Annotated in this window: 17 protein-coding genes; 9 read left to right on the top strand and 8 right to left on the bottom strand. The window is 71.3% G+C overall.

Annotation, left to right across the window (positions count from 1 at the left end; all coding sequences use genetic code 11):
- The 4 genes from ETD86_RS27935 to rimP form a co-directional block, all read right to left on the bottom strand.
- The coding region (locus ETD86_RS27935; protein WP_211370361.1) for a translation initiation factor IF-2 N-terminal domain-containing protein at positions 1–930 on the bottom strand (930 nt) is incomplete at its 3' end.
- 113 nt (positions 931–1,043) lie between these two features.
- On the bottom strand, positions 1,044–1,355 hold the full coding sequence (locus ETD86_RS27930; protein WP_138669133.1) for a YlxR family protein: 312 nt from the start codon (positions 1,353–1,355) through the stop codon (positions 1,044–1,046).
- On the bottom strand, positions 1,339–2,343 hold the full coding sequence (nusA, locus tag ETD86_RS27925; RefSeq protein ID WP_138669132.1) for a transcription termination factor NusA: 1,005 nt from the start codon (positions 2,341–2,343) through the stop codon (positions 1,339–1,341). The genes ETD86_RS27930 and nusA overlap by 17 nt, the downstream gene beginning before the upstream one ends.
- A 12-nt stretch (positions 2,344–2,355) precedes the next feature.
- A complete protein-coding gene (gene rimP, locus ETD86_RS27920) occupies positions 2,356–2,841 on the bottom strand; it encodes a ribosome maturation factor RimP (RefSeq protein WP_138669131.1) in 486 nt (161 codons plus the stop codon).
- A 220-nt stretch (positions 2,842–3,061) separates the two neighbouring features.
- On the opposite strand from rimP, the gene ETD86_RS27915 reads away from it, so the two are divergent.
- Together ETD86_RS27915 and ETD86_RS27910 are read left to right on the top strand one after the other, a co-directional pair.
- Positions 3,062–3,550 carry a hypothetical protein gene (locus ETD86_RS27915; protein WP_138669130.1) on the top strand — a complete coding sequence of 163 codons (489 nt, stop codon included), beginning with the start codon at positions 3,062–3,064 and terminating at the stop codon, positions 3,548–3,550.
- 55 nt (positions 3,551–3,605) lie between these two features.
- Positions 3,606–4,070, top strand: a complete 465-nt coding sequence (locus tag ETD86_RS27910; RefSeq protein WP_138669129.1) for a ferritin-like domain-containing protein — start codon at positions 3,606–3,608, stop codon at positions 4,068–4,070.
- Here ETD86_RS27910 and ETD86_RS59255 read toward each other — a convergent pair.
- The 3 genes from ETD86_RS59255 to ETD86_RS27900 all read right to left on the bottom strand — a co-directional run bounded on the left by ETD86_RS59255 (position 4,047) and on the right by ETD86_RS27900 (position 6,974).
- The gene (locus ETD86_RS59255; RefSeq protein WP_281286969.1) at positions 4,047–4,175 is read right to left on the bottom strand and encodes a hypothetical protein; all 129 of its coding nucleotides are present in this window, start codon (positions 4,173–4,175) and stop codon (positions 4,047–4,049) included. The two genes, ETD86_RS27910 and ETD86_RS59255, sit on opposite strands and share 24 nt — an antisense overlap.
- 301 nt (positions 4,176–4,476) lie before the next feature.
- A complete protein-coding gene (locus ETD86_RS27905) occupies positions 4,477–6,219 on the bottom strand; it encodes a proline--tRNA ligase (RefSeq protein WP_138669128.1) in 1,743 nt (580 codons plus the stop codon).
- Positions 6,220–6,302: 83 nt separating this feature from the next.
- On the bottom strand, positions 6,303–6,974 hold the full coding sequence (locus ETD86_RS27900; protein ID WP_138669127.1) for a hypothetical protein: 672 nt from the start codon (positions 6,972–6,974) through the stop codon (positions 6,303–6,305).
- A gap of 125 nt (positions 6,975–7,099) precedes the next feature.
- Here ETD86_RS27900 and ETD86_RS27895 point away from each other — a divergent pair, with 125 nt between their 5' ends.
- Positions 7,100–8,053: an acyl-CoA dehydrogenase family protein gene (locus ETD86_RS27895; RefSeq protein ID WP_170223312.1), complete on the top strand. Its 954-nt coding sequence runs from the start codon at positions 7,100–7,102 to the stop codon at positions 8,051–8,053.
- 106 nt (positions 8,054–8,159) lie between these two features.
- Here the strand turns inward: ETD86_RS27895 and ETD86_RS27890 are convergent, their stop codons facing one another.
- Positions 8,160–8,645 carry a hypothetical protein gene (locus ETD86_RS27890; RefSeq protein ID WP_138669125.1) on the bottom strand — a complete coding sequence of 162 codons (486 nt, stop codon included), beginning with the start codon at positions 8,643–8,645 and terminating at the stop codon, positions 8,160–8,162.
- 89 nt (positions 8,646–8,734) lie between these two features.
- Here ETD86_RS27890 and ETD86_RS27885 point away from each other — a divergent pair, with 89 nt between their 5' ends.
- The 6 genes from ETD86_RS27885 (at position 8,735) to ETD86_RS27860 (ending at position 15,221) form a co-directional block, all read left to right on the top strand.
- Positions 8,735–9,802, top strand: coding sequence for an LLM class flavin-dependent oxidoreductase (locus ETD86_RS27885; protein WP_138669124.1), 1,068 nt, complete (start codon positions 8,735–8,737; stop codon positions 9,800–9,802).
- Positions 9,802–10,878 carry a hypothetical protein gene (locus ETD86_RS27880; RefSeq protein WP_138669123.1) on the top strand — a complete coding sequence of 359 codons (1,077 nt, stop codon included), beginning with the start codon at positions 9,802–9,804 and terminating at the stop codon, positions 10,876–10,878. Before ETD86_RS27885 ends, ETD86_RS27880 begins: the two co-directional genes overlap by 1 nt.
- Before the next feature lie 9 nt (positions 10,879–10,887).
- The gene (locus tag ETD86_RS27875; RefSeq protein WP_246148292.1) at positions 10,888–12,426 is read left to right on the top strand and encodes an AMP-binding protein; all 1,539 of its coding nucleotides are present in this window, start codon (positions 10,888–10,890) and stop codon (positions 12,424–12,426) included.
- 92 nt (positions 12,427–12,518) lie between these two features.
- Positions 12,519–12,758 (top strand): AMP-binding protein, encoded by a 240-nt coding sequence (locus ETD86_RS27870; RefSeq protein WP_138669122.1) that lies wholly within the window; start codon positions 12,519–12,521, stop codon positions 12,756–12,758.
- A gap of 8 nt (positions 12,759–12,766) precedes the next feature.
- The gene (locus tag ETD86_RS27865) at positions 12,767–14,068 is read left to right on the top strand and encodes an FAD-dependent oxidoreductase (RefSeq protein ID WP_246148289.1); all 1,302 of its coding nucleotides are present in this window, start codon (positions 12,767–12,769) and stop codon (positions 14,066–14,068) included.
- The gene (locus ETD86_RS27860; protein WP_138669121.1) at positions 14,061–15,221 is read left to right on the top strand and encodes a DUF6986 family protein; all 1,161 of its coding nucleotides are present in this window, start codon (positions 14,061–14,063) and stop codon (positions 15,219–15,221) included. The genes ETD86_RS27865 and ETD86_RS27860 overlap by 8 nt, the downstream gene beginning before the upstream one ends.

Genomic DNA, 15,221 nt, shown 5'->3' with positions numbered 1-15,221 from the left:
GGGACGGCCCTGGGGCATCATCATCGGGTTAGGACGCGGACCACCAGGACGGGGACCGCCCGCACCGGGACCAGGACGCGGACCGCCGGCAGGCGGACCGGGACGCGGACCTGGGCTGGGCCTGTCGCCGCCACGACCCTGCGGCGGACGCGGCATCGCGCCGTCACGACCGTCACGCGGCGGACCGTCGCGACGCTCGCGCTGGCCGGGGCCACCGCCGTCGCGCTGGCCACCGGGCCGCGGCGGCCGGGCCTGGCCCATGCCGCTGGCGGTCGACGAGAACGGGTTGTTACCGGGACGCGGGCCACGCGGGCCCGGCTTCGGCCCCGGACCGGGACGCGGACCGCCGCCACCGGCGGGCGCGCCGGGACGCTGGCCCTGCGCGGAACCGCCGCCGCCCCCAGCACCCGGACGCGGGCCCGGGCCAGGCTTGGGAGCCTGGCGAGGTGCCGGACCGGGACGCGGACCCGGGGTAGGCCGGGCGGGCGCACCGCTCTCGAAGCGGGCCTGCGGAGCCTGAGGCGCCTCACCGCGCGGGGCCTGGGGCTGCTGCTGCTGAGGCATGGGAACCGGCGGGCGCGGCTGAGTGCCGCCCGCGGGACCCGGACGCGGACTGGGGCCGGGCTTGGGACCCGGACCTGGACGCGGAGGAGACGGAACCGGCGCCTGCGCCGTGCCGTTGCCGACCTGGCTGTCCGCCGGCCGGGGAGCAGCCTTTGGCGGCTGCGGCTTGTTGGACGGCTGTCCGCCGCCCCTAGAGGGCCCACCCTTGGATGCGCCCAGAGCTTCGGTGAGCCTGCGGACCACCGGCGCTTCGATGGTCGAGGACGCCGATCGGACGAACTCTCCCATCTCTTGGAGCTTGGCCATGACGACCTTGCTCTCTACGCCGAACTCCTTAGCGAGCTCGTATACCCGGACCTTCGCCACTGCACTCCCTTACTCGGCCCGGGAGGCTGGCTGTGCCGTCCGGACCGTCGCTACCTTGACGTCTTCATCGCCGCGTGCTCATCAGGCGCTCATAGCAATCTGACTCCGCCCCATCAACTCGGCGTCCTACATGACATTTCGTGTTCTCCCTCTAGGTGTGCCCGCACGGGCGAGACGTCGAGCGGTCCCGGCACGCGAAACGCGCGCGGAAACGCCCGGCGACGCTCGGCAAGCTCCAGACAGCTCACGGACGGGTGCAACGATGCACCCCGGCCGGGAAGCCGTCCTCGCAGGTCAGGGACCACATGGTCCTCGACCCGCACCAGGCGGAGCAGCTCGGTCTTAACCGTGCGAACCCTGCAGCCCACACAGGTGCGCTGTGGGGCCGCCTGGCCACCATATTCCAGCTTACCGTGTTGACGCATCTACGGAACCGGCGGCATCTTCCGCCTGTGTGTCGGGCCGGATGTCGATCCGCCATCCCGTCAGCCGCGCGGCAAGCCGGGCGTTCTGCCCCTCTTTCCCGATGGCCAGCGACAGCTGGTAGTCGGGCACCGTCACCCGCGCGACCCGTCCCTCCAAATCGAGAACCTCGACATGGGAAACGCGGGCCGGCGACAGAGCATTCCCGACGAAGTCCGCCGGGTCCTCCGACCAGTCGATGATGTCGATCTTCTCGCCGTGGAGCTCGGTCATCACGTTGCGTACGCGCGAACCCATCGGGCCGATGCACGCGCCCTTGGCGTTGACACCGGACTTGCGCGACCTGACCGCGATCTTCGTACGGTGCCCGGCCTCGCGCGCCACCGCGGCGATCTCCACGGTGCCGTCGGCGATCTCCGGGACCTCCAAGGCGAACAGCTTCTTCACCAGCCCGGGATGAGTGCGCGACAAGGTGACCGAGGGGCCCTTGTGGCCCTTCTTCACCTGCACCACGTAGGCGCGGATGCGCTCGCCGTGCACGTAATCCTCGCCGGGGACCTGCTCGGCGTGCGGCAGCACGGCCTCGATCTTGCCCAGGTCGACCAGCACCACGCGGGGGTCCTTGCCCTGCTGGATGACGCCGGAGACCAGCTCGCCCTCGCGGCTGGCGAACTCGCCGAAGTTGATCTCGTCTTCGGCGTCGCGCAGCTGCTGCAGGATGACCTGCTTGGCTGTGGTGGCGGCGATCCTGCTGAAGTTGTTGGGTGTGTCGTCGAACTCCCTGACGACCTCGCCCTCCTCGTCGAGCTCGGCCGCCCAGATCGTCACGTGGCCGCTGCTCCTGTCGAGCTCGGCACGCGCCTTGGAGGCCGCGCCCTCGGTCCGGATGTATGCGATCAGCAGCGCGTCCTCGATCGCCTTGACCACCAGGTCGAAGGAGATGTCCTTTTCACGTTCCAGGCTGCGCAGGACGCTCATGTCGATGTCCACGGCGGCTCCCCCTTAGCCTTCGTCGCCGTCGACGTCGTCGATGCGGCGGAACTCCACCTGCACCCGTCCCCGGGCCAGGTCCTCGTAATCAAGCCGGCGCGCGGCGCCCGCGGCGTCGATGTCGACGCCGCTCTCGTCCGCCGCCATGATCCGGCCCTCCACCATGGTGCCGTCTCTCATCTCGGCCTTCACCAGACGTTTGGCCGCACGCCGCCAGTGGCGCGGCTCGGTGAGAGGGCGGTCGACACCCGGTGAGGAGACCTCCAGCGTGTAAGCCGCCGGGCCCATCGAGTTGTCGTCGTCCAACGCCGCCGAGACGGCCTGGCTCACGTCGGCCACGTCGTCGAGGCTCACGCCGCCGTCCCGGTCGACGATCACCCGCAGCAACCGTCGCTTGCCTGCCTGGGTGACCGTGATGTCCTCCAGATCGAGGCCCTCCGCGCTGACCACGGGCTCCAGGAGCTTCATCAGGTGGTCGCGGGGTGATGCGCTGCCCATACCGACCTCCCCTATTGTCATGTCTCAGCCGGGCGGACCTCGCCTCTGGCTCTCCGCCGCTTGGCCGCGCAGCCAGCGACGACAGTTGACACCCTATCTGTATGAGGGCACGTAAAGAGCGCCACTCGTCACGGTCGAATGGCGAGCGTCGCCGACAGCGATCGCGGGCACCAGCCCGTAGGATCCTATCCGGGTCCCGTAATACTGGAGGTTCCTGTCCGTGCGTCCGCCTCACCTCTCCCGGCGGGTCATGCTGGTGGGCGGAGCGGCCGCTCTCACCGCCTGCAACGCTTCCGGCCCGCCGCCGCAGCCGCCCGCCCAGGCCCCGGACTCCCCTGAGACGCTCCTGCTGAAGGAGTTGGTCGCGGAAAAGGAACGGACGATCGCGCTCTATTCATCGCTGATCGCGGGCGGGGCAGAGAAGCTGACGCCCTTCAGGGACCGCCACCAGGCTCATCTCAACGAGCTGCGCAAGCACCTCAAGGCCCCAGCTTCGGCGTCCGCGACGCCGTCCGCCACCGCCTCCGCGACCCCGTCCGCCACCGCCACACCGAAGACGTCGCTGTCGCGGCTGCGCGACCTCGAGCGCAAGGCTGCGGCGTTGCGGACACGCCAGCTCGCGGCCGTCTCGCCCGGGATGGCCCAGGTCATCGCCAGCATCGGCGCCTGCGAGGCCGCCCACGCCGTCGCCCTGCCGAGGTCCCTGTGAACACCATCGCCATGCCGAGGTCCCCTGTGAGTATCCTCGCCGTTCCGAGGCCTCTGTGAACGCCGACGACGTCGAGAAGCTGCGCAAGGCGCTGGCGGCCGAGCACGCGGCGCTGTTCGCGTACGGGCTGCTGGGCGCGCGGACGGCCGGCTCCCTGCGGGACAGGATGAGTGCGGCCTTCGACGCCCACCGGGCACGCCGTGACCAGCTGCGCGGGTTCATCACGACGCGCGGCGGCCGGCCGGCCGAGCCGGACGCGTCCTACGCGCTGCCGTTCTTCCCCTCCAACGCCACGCTGGCGGCCAAGCTGGCCGCGCACCTGGAGAACGGCGTCACGGCCGCCTACTTGGAGCTGGCGGCCGCGCAGGACGTGTCGCTGCGCCGTTACGCCGCTCTTGCCATGCAGGAGGCGGTCACCCGGGCCCACTCCTTCCGCCCCGGCCAGCCGCCCGCGTTCCCCGGCATGCCGGCCGCCGCGCCCCCGTCGCCCTCGCCGTCAGCGGTGGAGGACGGAGAGTAGGCCGGGTCCGAGGCGTTCGACGGCGGCGGCGAACGCGGCGAGGAAGCCGAGCAGCTCGGCGCGGAACGCCTCCGGGTCCGCACACATCCTGGCGCCGATCTCCATGCGGCTGGTGGAGATTAGCGGCCCGCCTGGTGGGAGCGGCGCTTTGCGCCGCCGCGCAAAACCACCGTTTCCTCACCGCCTGACCGGTTCCCTGCCTGACCACCACACGCCTGGCTGGTTCGCCGCGGCATGCCGGCTGGCCACCGCCACATCGCGCCGGACTCCACCGCCCCCATCCCGCCGGCACGGCGCCCGGTGGTGGCGCGGCGTCCGACGCCGAGCGGGACGGCTCGGCGCCGGTTGGGGTCGGGCGCCGGAGCGGGACGGTGGCCCGGTGGCGCCGTGAGTGGCCCGGTGGGCGTTAGGCGATGGCGGCGGCGACGCGGTCGGCGGCCTCCGCCAGCGGGATCTCCGACTTTTCGCCCGAGACCCGGTCCCGGAGCTCCACCACGCCCTGCGACAGTCCGCGCCCGACCACCACGATGGTCGGCACCCCCAGCAGCTCGGCGTCCTTGAACTTGACGCCGGGCGACACCTGCGGCCGGTCGTCCACCAGGACGCGCACGCCGCGCGACACCAGCTCGGCGGCCAGCTCCAGCGCCGCCTCCACCTGGTTTTCCTTGCCGGTCCCGACGATGTGCACGTCGGCGGGCGCGACCTCGCGCGGCCACACCAGGCCGAGCGCGTCGTAGGCCTGCTCGGCGATGACCGCCACGGCGCGCGAGACGCCGATGCCGTACGAGCCCATCGTGATGCGGATCGGCTTGCCATCGGGGCCGAGGGCGTCGAGGCCGGCGGCGTCGGCATATTTGCGGCCGAGCTGGAAGATGTGGCCGATCTCGATGCCGCGGTCGATGGACAGCTCCGAGCCGCAGCGGGGGCAGGGGTCGCCGGCGCGCACCTCGGCGGCCTCGATCGTGCCGTCTGGGGTGAAGTCACGACCCGCGACCACGTTGGCGGCGTGCTTGCCCGGCTCGTTGGCGCCGGTCACCCAGGAGGTGCCGGTGACCACGCGCGGGTCGACGAGATAGCGGATGCCCAGCTCGCGCAGGACCTGCGGCCCGATGTAGCCGCGTACGAGCCCGGGGTGCCTGGCGAAGTCTGCGGCCTCGAAGATGGCGGGCTCGCCGGGCGCCAGCGCGGCCTCCAGGCGCTTGAAGTCCACCTCGCGGTCGCCGGGGACGCCGATCACGAGCGTCTCGATCTTGTCCGAGCCGGGCGTGGTGACCTTGACGACGACGTTCTTCAACGTTTCCGCGGCGGTGATGGACAGGCCGTGGTGCTCGTTGACGTGCGCGACCAGCGTCTCGATGGTCGGAGTGTCGGGGGTGTCCATGACCCGCTGGGCCGACGTGTCCTCGTACGAGCGGGCGGCCGGCGCGGGCGTGGTGACAGCCTCGGCGTTGGCCGCGTAGCCGCAGGAGTGGCAGGCCACGAACGCGTCCTCGCCGGTCGGCGTGGGCGCGAGGAACTCCTCCGACGCCGACCCGCCCATGGCTCCCGACTGCGCGAAAACGATCTTGTAGTGGATGCCGAGCCGGTCGAAGGTCCGGATGTAGGCCTCGCGGTGCTGCTCGTAGGAGCGCTTGAGCCCGTCGTCGTCGAGGTCGAAGGAGTAGGAGTCCTTCATGACGAACTCGCGGCCCCGCAGGATGCCCGCCCGGGGCCGGGCCTCGTCGCGGTATTTAGTCTGGATTTGGTAAAGGGTGACCGGATAGTCCTTGTAGGAGGAGTATTCGCCCTTGACCATGTCGGTGAAGAGCTCCTCGTGCGTGGGGCCGAGGAGGTAGTCGGCGCCCTTGCGGTCGTGGAGCCGGAAGATGTTGTCGCCGTACTCGGTCCACCGGCCGGTGGCCTCGTAGTATTCGCGGGGCAGCAGGGCGGGGAAGAGCACTTCCTGGGCGCCCATCCGGTTCATCTCCTCGCGGACGATCCTGGTGACGTTCTCCAGGACCAGCTTGCCAAGAGGCAGCCAGGAGTAGATGCCGGGCGCCACGCGGCGGACGTAGCCGGCGCGGACCAGGAGCTTGTGGCTCGGCACTTCCGCGTCTGCCGGGTCGTCCCGCAGGGTGCGAAGAAACAACGACGACATGCGCAGCAACACGGCTACTCCTTGCTCGAACCTGAATGCGGAGGCTTACAGGCTATCGAGTCGGGGCGGCCGCTCGCTCGGCCTTAAACCGCCGGCTAAACCGCCAGAGGTATCCAGCCGGCGACGAAGGCGGCCAGGCAGACCGTGAGCACGCCGGCGACAACCGCCGACCGGGCGAGCGAAAGGAGCCTGGCACGGGCGTTCCTGCGCAGCACGAACACCAGCGCGACCGACAGCAGCCCGATGACCAGCGCGGGCAGTGGCCAGAACGACTGGTCGTTGCCGATGAAGCCTGGGGTCGCCCGGTCCATGACGTCCGCGAGCAGCGCCGCGCCGACCGCGCCCGCCGCGAGGTCGCCCCAGGCGTCGTCCCTGCGGGTGACGTACGACAGCAGGCCCAGGCCGACGAGCAGGGCGAGCATCCAGTTGAGCCCCGCGGCGCTGCCGCCGATGACGTCGAAGGCGAGGTCACCGCGGAGCGCGCCCGCGCCCATGGCCGCGACCAGCGCGGACACGGCCGCGAGGAAGGTGGTGAGCAACGCCCATCCGAACCCCGACGCGGTGACCCCGACGACGAGGGACAGGGCCAGGTAGGCGTACGGCTCATAGACCTGGCCGACCCATTCGGGGCCGCGGCCGGCTATGAGCATGCCGACGAGGCCGACGAGCAGTCCGCCCAGGAAGGCCGCGACCAGATGGCGTTCGATGCAGCGCTGCCGGCGGTCGTATTCGGCGAAGTCGGTGTAATCGATGACGGTGTTGTTCATCTCCATTCCCTGGTCAAACCCTCCCCTGGCGATTTATAGGGCTGACCGCAGTCAGATTATGTGACCGTACAGAAAAGGCAAATTTCGGTCATCCCTTGACCAAGGCAAGCAATCGCTTGGTTAACATGTGTGCCGTGTCTCTTCCCGATGAGCTCCGCGCCGTTGTCCGCGACTACCTCGCCGGCCGTCCCGGCGCGTCCTGGCGGGAGTTCGCCCGGGACGTGGGCGTCGCGGGGCTGCTCGTCCCCGAGGAGCATGGTGGCGCGGGATGCGGGCCCGCCGAGATGGCGGCCGTGGCGGAGGAGCTGGGCCGGGCGCTGTCCCCGCACCCGTTCCTGCAGTCGGCGGTGATGGCCGTGGAGGCGGCCGCCGCTTGCGGGGCGTCCGACCTGCTGGCGGCGCTGGCCGAGGGGGCCGCGACCGCGACCGTGGTGTTGCCGGGTGACGGCGAGCTGCGGCTTGAGGGTGATCTGCTCACGGGTACCGTGCCGTACGCGCTGGAGGGCGAGCTGGTGCTGCTCTACGTCGACGGGCTGCTGGTCGAGGCCGTGCCCACGCGGCGGGAGCCGTACCCGACGATGGACGAGAGCCGGCCGCTGGCGCGGCTGACCTTCGACGGCGTGCGGGTACGGCGGCTCGGCGACGGCGCGTCCTGGGCCCGGGTGCGGGATCTCGGCGTCGCGGCGCTGGCCGCCGAGCAGGTGGGCGGGGCGCGGCGGTGTCTGGAGATGGCGGTCGAGCATGCCAAGCTGCGGCATCAGTTCGGGCGGCCGATCGGGTCCTTTCAGGCGATCAAGCACAAGCTGGCGGATGTGCTGCTGCTCGTGGAGTCGGCCAGGTCGGCGGCCTTGGCGGCGGCGCGCGACGGGGTGTTCGCGGCGATCGCGGGGTCGTACTGCACGGAGGCCTATCTGCGTGCGGCGGGCGAGAACATCCAGGTCCACGGCGGGATCGGGATCACGTGGGAGCACCCGGCGCACCGGTACTTCAAGCGGGCCACGTCCGACGCGCAGCTCTTCTGCCCACCGGAGGCTCATCGAGCTCGGCTGGCGGCTCACGTCTTCGGGCCACCCGCCTGATCCCGCCACCGGCCTGGCCGATGGAGATGTCGGGGGTGGAGTCAGCAGCAACGCAGGACCGCCACACGATGGGCTGGGTGCAGGGCACGCATGTCCGCCCGCGCGGTCAACCGCCCAGGAGTTCCTCCCAGGGGTGGCGGGTGTTGGTGCGGCGGGTGGTGTCGAGGGCTTCGGCCAGGCGCCAGAAACCCGGCCGGGCGCGTACGGTGGCCCGGCCCATCGGGTCGATCGCCCGCAGCTCGAAGCGCACCCCCATCACGTCGAGCACCGCCGAGCCCTCGCTGCCGGGACCCGCCTCGGTGACGAGCAGGCCGTCGTAGCCGGGGTCGCGCACCTGCTCGGACAGCAGCGTGGCCACCTCGGACGCGTACGGCCCGTCGCGCCACTCGATGTGCCAGCTGTGATCGGACCCCCGCCACCAGGTCAGGTCGCGGCACGACTCGATGAAGTCCGCCTCGGTCGCCAGCGCTGCCATCACCCGGCCGAACGCCTCGTACCGGCGGGCACTCGTGAGCGAGAGGCCGTCGTCGCCGGGATCGGGGACCGTGGTGTCCTTCGGCCGCCTCAGCGCGTGCTTTCGCTTCACAGGCATCCACTCTGATCGCGCGCGCGCCCTTCCCGCAAGTGTTCGCTGCTGATACGCTCTACCAAGCGAGCGCTTGGTTCATCACTGGAGGCCGGATGACGTCCCTACGGATCAGCCTGGGGTATGAACTGGAGGTCCGCGGCCGCACCCGCGAAGTCGAGCAGCAGACGTTCCGCAACGTGGTCGAACAGGTCGTGCTGGGAGACCGGCTGGGCTTCGACACCGCCTGGTTCGTCGAGCACCACTTCACCAGGGGCTTCTCCCACTCCTCCGCCCCCGACCTGGTCCTGGCCGCCATCTCCCAGCGGACGGATCGCATCCACCTCGGGCTCGGGGTGGTGCTGCTGCCGTTCCAGTCCCCGATCCGCACCGCCGAACGCGTCGCCACGCTGGACGTGCTGAGCGGCGGCCGGGTGGAGTTCGGGACGGGGCGTGGGGCCTCGCCGCTGGAGTACCAGGCGTTCCAGCGGCCGTTCGAGAAGTCGCGGCAGATCTGGGAGGACTCGCTGGAGGCCACACTGGCCATCTGGCGGGCCGACGGCGAGCCGATCAGCCGGTCGAACGAGTTCTTCGAGATCCCGGACGTGGCCGTCTACCCGCGGCCGGTCCAGGAGCCCCATCCCCCGGTGTGGGTGGCGTCCACCTCGCTGGAGGGGTATCTGGCGGCGGCCAGGCACGGATACAACCTGCTCGGCATGACGATGCTCAAGGGCATCGACGACGTCGCCGCCGACATCGCGAAATATCGGGAATGTCTGGCCGACAACGGCTTCGACCCGTCGAGCCGGCGCGTCGCCCTCATGATCCCATGGTTCGTCGCCCCCACGCGGGACGAGGCGACCGGCACGGCCGCCGACGCCGTCCTGTGGTACATCCGCCGCCAGGTCAACCTCGTCACCCCGCCCGACTACTACGACGCCCGCCATGCCACGCACCGCGTGCTCGGCCAGCTCGCGGCCGGGCTGCCGCCCGATGAGGCCATGGCCACGCTGCGGGAGCACCTGATGGTGGTGGTCGACGACGTGGAGGGCTCACGCAAGGCCCTGGCCAGGATCGCCGAGGCCGGCGCCACGGACCTCATCATCCAGGCCCAGGTCGGCGGGCTGGCGCACGAGCGGGTGTGCGAGTCGATGACGTTGTTCATGACCGAGGTGGTGCGCTGATGACCCGGTGGCTGACCCGCGACGACCTCGGGGCCGCCGGGCGTACCGCCGAAGGGCTCCTGCTCGTCTCCCCCGACGTGTCGAGCGTCTTCCCGATGAGCCAGGACGACCGTACGGCCGCCGCCGGGCTGACCGCGGCGGCGCTGCGGGCGGCCGGCGTGAGCGAGCGGGACCGCGTCGCGGTGGCACTGTCCGAGCCCGCGGGCGCGTTGTGGACCGCCGCCGCGGCCGATGTGGCTCAGGCCGCCGCCGATGTGGGGCCGCGCGGCCGGATGCGCCTGCACCACGCGCTGTCCGCGCTGCGCGCCACCACGCTGGTGGCGACGCCGACGGGCGCGATGGACTTCCTGGCCCGCCTGCACCTGGAGTTCCTCCTTGACCCGCTGGACCTCGGGATCAGGAACATCGTGCTGACCGGCGAGATCGCCTCGAAACGCACGCTCGGCCATCTGGCCGGCGAGTTCGCGGCGCGGGTCACCGAGGTGTACTCCAGCCCGTTCGGCGGCACGGCCCTCGCCTGGCGGGCGGCCGAGGAGGACCCCCTCATCCCGCTCGCGGACGGCATGCTGGGGCTGGCGGCGCTCGCCAAGGACACCGAGCCCGACGCCGGGCCCGACGTCGGGCCCGACGCCGGGCCGGCCGAGCTGGTCGTCACCCCGCGCGGGCACTCGACGCTGGGCGACGCCGTGCTCAGGACCGGGCAGGTGGCCGGAGCCGGGGACGGCATCCCCGCGCCCGCGCACACCGTGGGCGAGCACGTGCTGGTCAGAGGCGTGTGGCTGGCGCTGCCCCGCGTCGAGAAGGCCCTGTCGAAGATCGACGGTGTGGCCGGCTGGGACCTGCGGATCAGCAGGCAGGGCACGCTGGACGCGGCCGTGCTCACCGTGACGTTCAACCGGGAGAGCCTGGTCGGCAACCCCATGTGGCGCTCCAGGATCCAGCAGGCCATCCAGGCGCTGACCCCCATCTCGATCACCGTGGAGATCGCCCAGGAGGTCGCCGAGCTGCCGCGCCCCGCCACGGTGACCGACCTGCGCGGCCACCACCTGGGCAGGGACCGGGCTCTCATCTCCTAGGGGGATCCGATGGACTGGGAAACGCTCCCCCGCATGCTGCGCGGCCAGGCGGACGACCACCCTGCCGCCACCGTCGTCGCCGAGGGCGGCGCCCGGATGTCGATGTCCGGGCTGCGGGCGGCGGCCGCGGAGGTCGCCCGCGGGCTCATCGCCCTGGGCGTCGCCCCCGGCGACAGGGTGGCGATGTGGGGGGTGAACTCGGCGTACTGGGTGACGCACGCGTTCGGCATCTGGGACGCGGGGGCGGTGATCGTGCCGCTCTCGTCCAGGTACAAGGGCATTGAGGCGGCCCAGATGATCGAGAAGACCGGTGCGAAGGTGCTGATCACCGGGGAAGGGCCCACGGCCGTCCCGCTCGCCGGGCTGCTGCCGTCGTTGCCCGGCCTGCGCCACACGATCGTCCCGCCGGCGTCGGAGCTGCGCGCGCTCGGGGCGCGGGTCCCGGCGCGGGAGGCCGAGAACCGGGCGCTCGCCGTACGTCCCGGAGACCTGTGCGAGATCATGTCCACGTCGGGCACCACCGGCACGCCCAAGGGCGTCATGCTGGACCACGCCCAGGTCCTGCGCGGCTACTGGGACTGGTCGCAGATCGTCACGCTGAACGAGCACGACCGCTATCCGGTCATCGCCCCCTTCAGCCACGGGTTCGGACTGAACGCCGGGCTGGTCGCCTGCGTCATGCGCCGGGCCACGATGGTGCCCATCCCGATCTTCACCCCGGACGCCCTCATGTCGCTCGTCTCGGCCGAGCGCGTCACCATCCTGGCCGGGCCGCCCACGTTGTTCCACCGGATCCTGGACGAGCTGGACCAGGGCTCCTGGGACGTGTCGTCGCTGCGCGTGGCCATCTGCGGGGCCGCCGCCGTGCCGGCGACGCTCATCAGGCGGCTGGTCGAGCGGGTCGGCCTGGAGCGGATGATCAACGCGTACGGGCTGATGGAAGGCACGGTCGTCTCCATGACCAGGGACGGCGACCCCATCGAGGTCGTCGCGAACACCACCGGCAGACCTGTGCCCGGCATCGAGGTCAAGATCGTCGATGACGACGGCAAGGAGGTCGCGCCCGGCGAGCGCGGCGAGATCCTGCAGCGCGGGTACGGCGTGATGCGCGGCTACTGGAACGAGCCCGAGCGCACGGCCGAGACCGTCGACGCCGGCGGCTGGCTGCACACGGGCGACGTCGGCGTCCTGGACGAGCAGGGCAACCTGGCCATCGTGGACCGCAAGAAGGAGCTCTACATCGTCAACGGCTTCAACGTCTCGCCCGCCGAGGTCGAGTCGCTCCTCCTGCACGAAGGGTCGCCGGCCCAGGTGGCGGTCGTCGGCGTGCCCGACCCGGCCACAGGCGAGGCCGGCGTGGCGTACGTGGTCCCCAGGCCCGGCGTGACCGTCGACCCCGACGCGCTGATCGAGTGGGCGCGGGCCAACATGTCCAACTACAAGATCCCCAAGCGGGTCGTCGTGGTGGACGCCCTGCCGGTCAACGTCAACGGCAAGATCGACAAGCTGGCGCTCCGCGATCAGGCGAAGCAGGCATTGAGCGAGTAGTTTGGAAGTGACCGGCTGTCCGATCAGGTGGCCGCCGGACTCGCCCATCGCGGGGCCCGAGGCGTACCTGCCACCTCCTGCCCGCGTGGAGCATGGACGCCGCCATGCGGGTGCTGCGCGAGCACCGGATCCGTATCAGGGACGGGGACGACCGCCCGCTGCCTCATGACGCGCAGGGTGTGGTGCTTCTCCGCTCGGACGCCGTCATGAGCGACTACGTTGGCAACAGCACCGATCAAGCGGTTTTCGCCAAGGACGGGTTCGTGCGTACGGGCGACCGGGGATACATCGATCGCACCGGCCGGTTGCATCTGGTGGGACGCGTGTCTTAGGAGGCGGCGTGGCGTTGCGTGTGGCGGTCATCGGGTCGGGCCCCGCCGGGATCTACACGGCCGAGGCTCTGGTCAAGCAGTCCGCGGAGGACGTGCGGGTCGATGTGCTCGAACGCCTGCCGACCCCGTACGGGCTGGTCAGGTACGGCGTCGCGCCCGACCACACCTCGATCAAGTCGATCGCGAACTACCTGCGGAGGGTGCTGGAGCTGCCCGAGGTCCGCTTCCTCGGCGGCGTCACGCTCGGCACGGACCTGTCCGTCGACGACCTGCTCGGTCACTACGACGCGGTGGTCTACTGCACGGGGGCCATGGTCGACAGGAAGCTCGGCATCCCGGGCGAGGACCTGCCGGGGAGCGTGGCGGCGACCGACTTCGTCAACTGGTACTGCGGGCACCCCGACGTCGACCCCGGCAGGTTCACGCTCGACACCTCCGAGATCGCGGTGATCGGGGTCGGCAACGTCGCCGTGGACGTCGTACGCGTCCTGGCCAAGACCGCCGACGACCTGCGCTCCACCGACGTGCCGCACGACGTGCTCCAGCGCCTGGCGGAGAGCGAGGTGAAGGCCATCCACATGGTGGGGCGCCGGGGTCCCGAGCACGCCAAGTTCACTCTCAAGGAGCTGCGCGAGCTGGGCGATCTGGCCAACGCCGACGTCTGCGTACGTCCTGACGAGGCCGTCGTGCTCGGCGGCGACTTCCCGCGCCAGGTCCAGGGCAACATCAAGGTCCTGCAGTCCTGGGCCGCCCGCGAGCCGATCGGCCGGCCGCGCCGCCTCGACGTGCGGTTCTGGCTGCGGCCCGTGGAGATCCTCGGCACCGAGCGGGTCGAGGGGCTCAAGCTCGAACGCACCCGGCTGTCGGAGGAAGGGCGCGTGGTCGGCACGGGCGAGTTCGAGACGCTGCCCGTCGGGATGGTGCTGCGGTCGGTCGGCTACCAGAGCGTGCCGCTGCCAGGGGTGCCGTTCTCCGAGCGGACCATGACCGTGCCGAACGAGGCCGGGCGGGTACGCGACCGCGAATACGTGGCAGGCTGGCTCAAACGCGGGCCCACCGGCGTGATCGGCACCAACAAGTCCGACGCCGCAGAAACGGTCCGGACACTGCTCGCCGACCTGGAAGGGCGCGAACGTGGTGCGAGCGAGCCGATCGACACGTTGCTGGCCGAACGAGGGGTGCGGCCGGTGACGTACGAGGAGTGGCTGGCGATCGAGGCGGCGGAGGCCGAGCTGGCCAGGTCGCTCGGCCGCGGCGAACGGGTCAAGCTCGTCGGGCTGGAGGCCATGCTCCGTGCGTGCCGTGTCTGACGACGCCGCCGGCGCCGTGCCACCCGGGTTCACGGAGGTCTACCGGGCCCAGCAGGCTCGGTTTCCGATGCCCGAGCCGGGGTGGCAGCCGGTCCATACCGTCTACGTGCCTGCCGACCGGTTCTCCTCCGGCTCGGTGTCCGAGTGGCGCGATCACGCGTTGTCCCTGGTCAAGGCGCATCTGGGCGGCCCTGAAGAGCTGGCGGAGATCTTCGCGGTGCCGGGGCGGCTGGCCGCGGCCGTACACGAGCGGGTCCTGCGTAAGCTCGCGCACGAGCCGATCGAGGACCTGCGCGTCGACTTCGAGGACGGCTACGGCGTGCGGCCCGACGAGGTCGAGGACGGGCATGTGGAGCAGGCCGTCGAGGCGGTGACCGCGCTGCACGCCGCCGGGGCGTTGCCGCGGCGGTGGGGGCCGCGGGTGAAGTCGTTCGCGGACGGGGATCCCGGACGGTCGGTGCGGACACTGCGTGGGTTCGTCACGGGTGTGGTCGAGCGGGCCGGCGAACTGCCGGCCGGGTTCACGGTGACCTTCCCGAAGGTGCTGATGGAGGAGTATCTCGGGCAGTTCGCGGGCGTGCTGGCGCGGCTGGAGGCCGGTCTGGGCGTCCGGCTGCGGTTCGAGATGCAGGTGGAGGCGCCGCAGACGCTGCCCTTCCTGCGTGCCGAACTGGCCGAGGCCCTGGGCGGGCGGCTGGCGGCGGCGCACTTCGGCGTGTTCGACTACACGGCCGCGCTGGGGCTGCCGCCGCACGAGCAGCGGCTCGACCATCCGGTCTGCGACCACGCCCGGCACGTCATGCAGACGGCGTTCGCGGGCACAGGCGTGGAGCTCTCGGACGGCTCGCTCGCCACCTCGCCCGCTTCCGACCGCGCGGCCGACGTGCACGTGTTGTGGCGGCGCCACGCCGAGCTGGTACGTCACTCGCTGCGGCACGGCTTCTACCAGGGCTGGGACATGCACCCGTCGCACCTGGTGAGCCGCTTCGCCACCGTCTACGCCTTCCACCTGGCCCACTACGACGCCTATCAGGAGCGGGTGAGCGCGTGGGAGGAGCAGCGGGACGCGGGAGGCGGCCTCATGGACGAGCCTGCCACGATCCGCACCCTGGCCGCCGCACTCCGCCGGGCCGACGCCGCCTTGGGGCGGTAG

This window comes from Nonomuraea turkmeniaca, assembly GCF_005889735.1.
Lineage (GTDB): Bacteria > Actinomycetota > Actinomycetes > Streptosporangiales > Streptosporangiaceae > Nonomuraea > Nonomuraea turkmeniaca.
The sequence above is the reverse complement of the archived record's forward strand: the minus strand, read 5'-3'. Positions and strand labels throughout refer to the sequence as shown.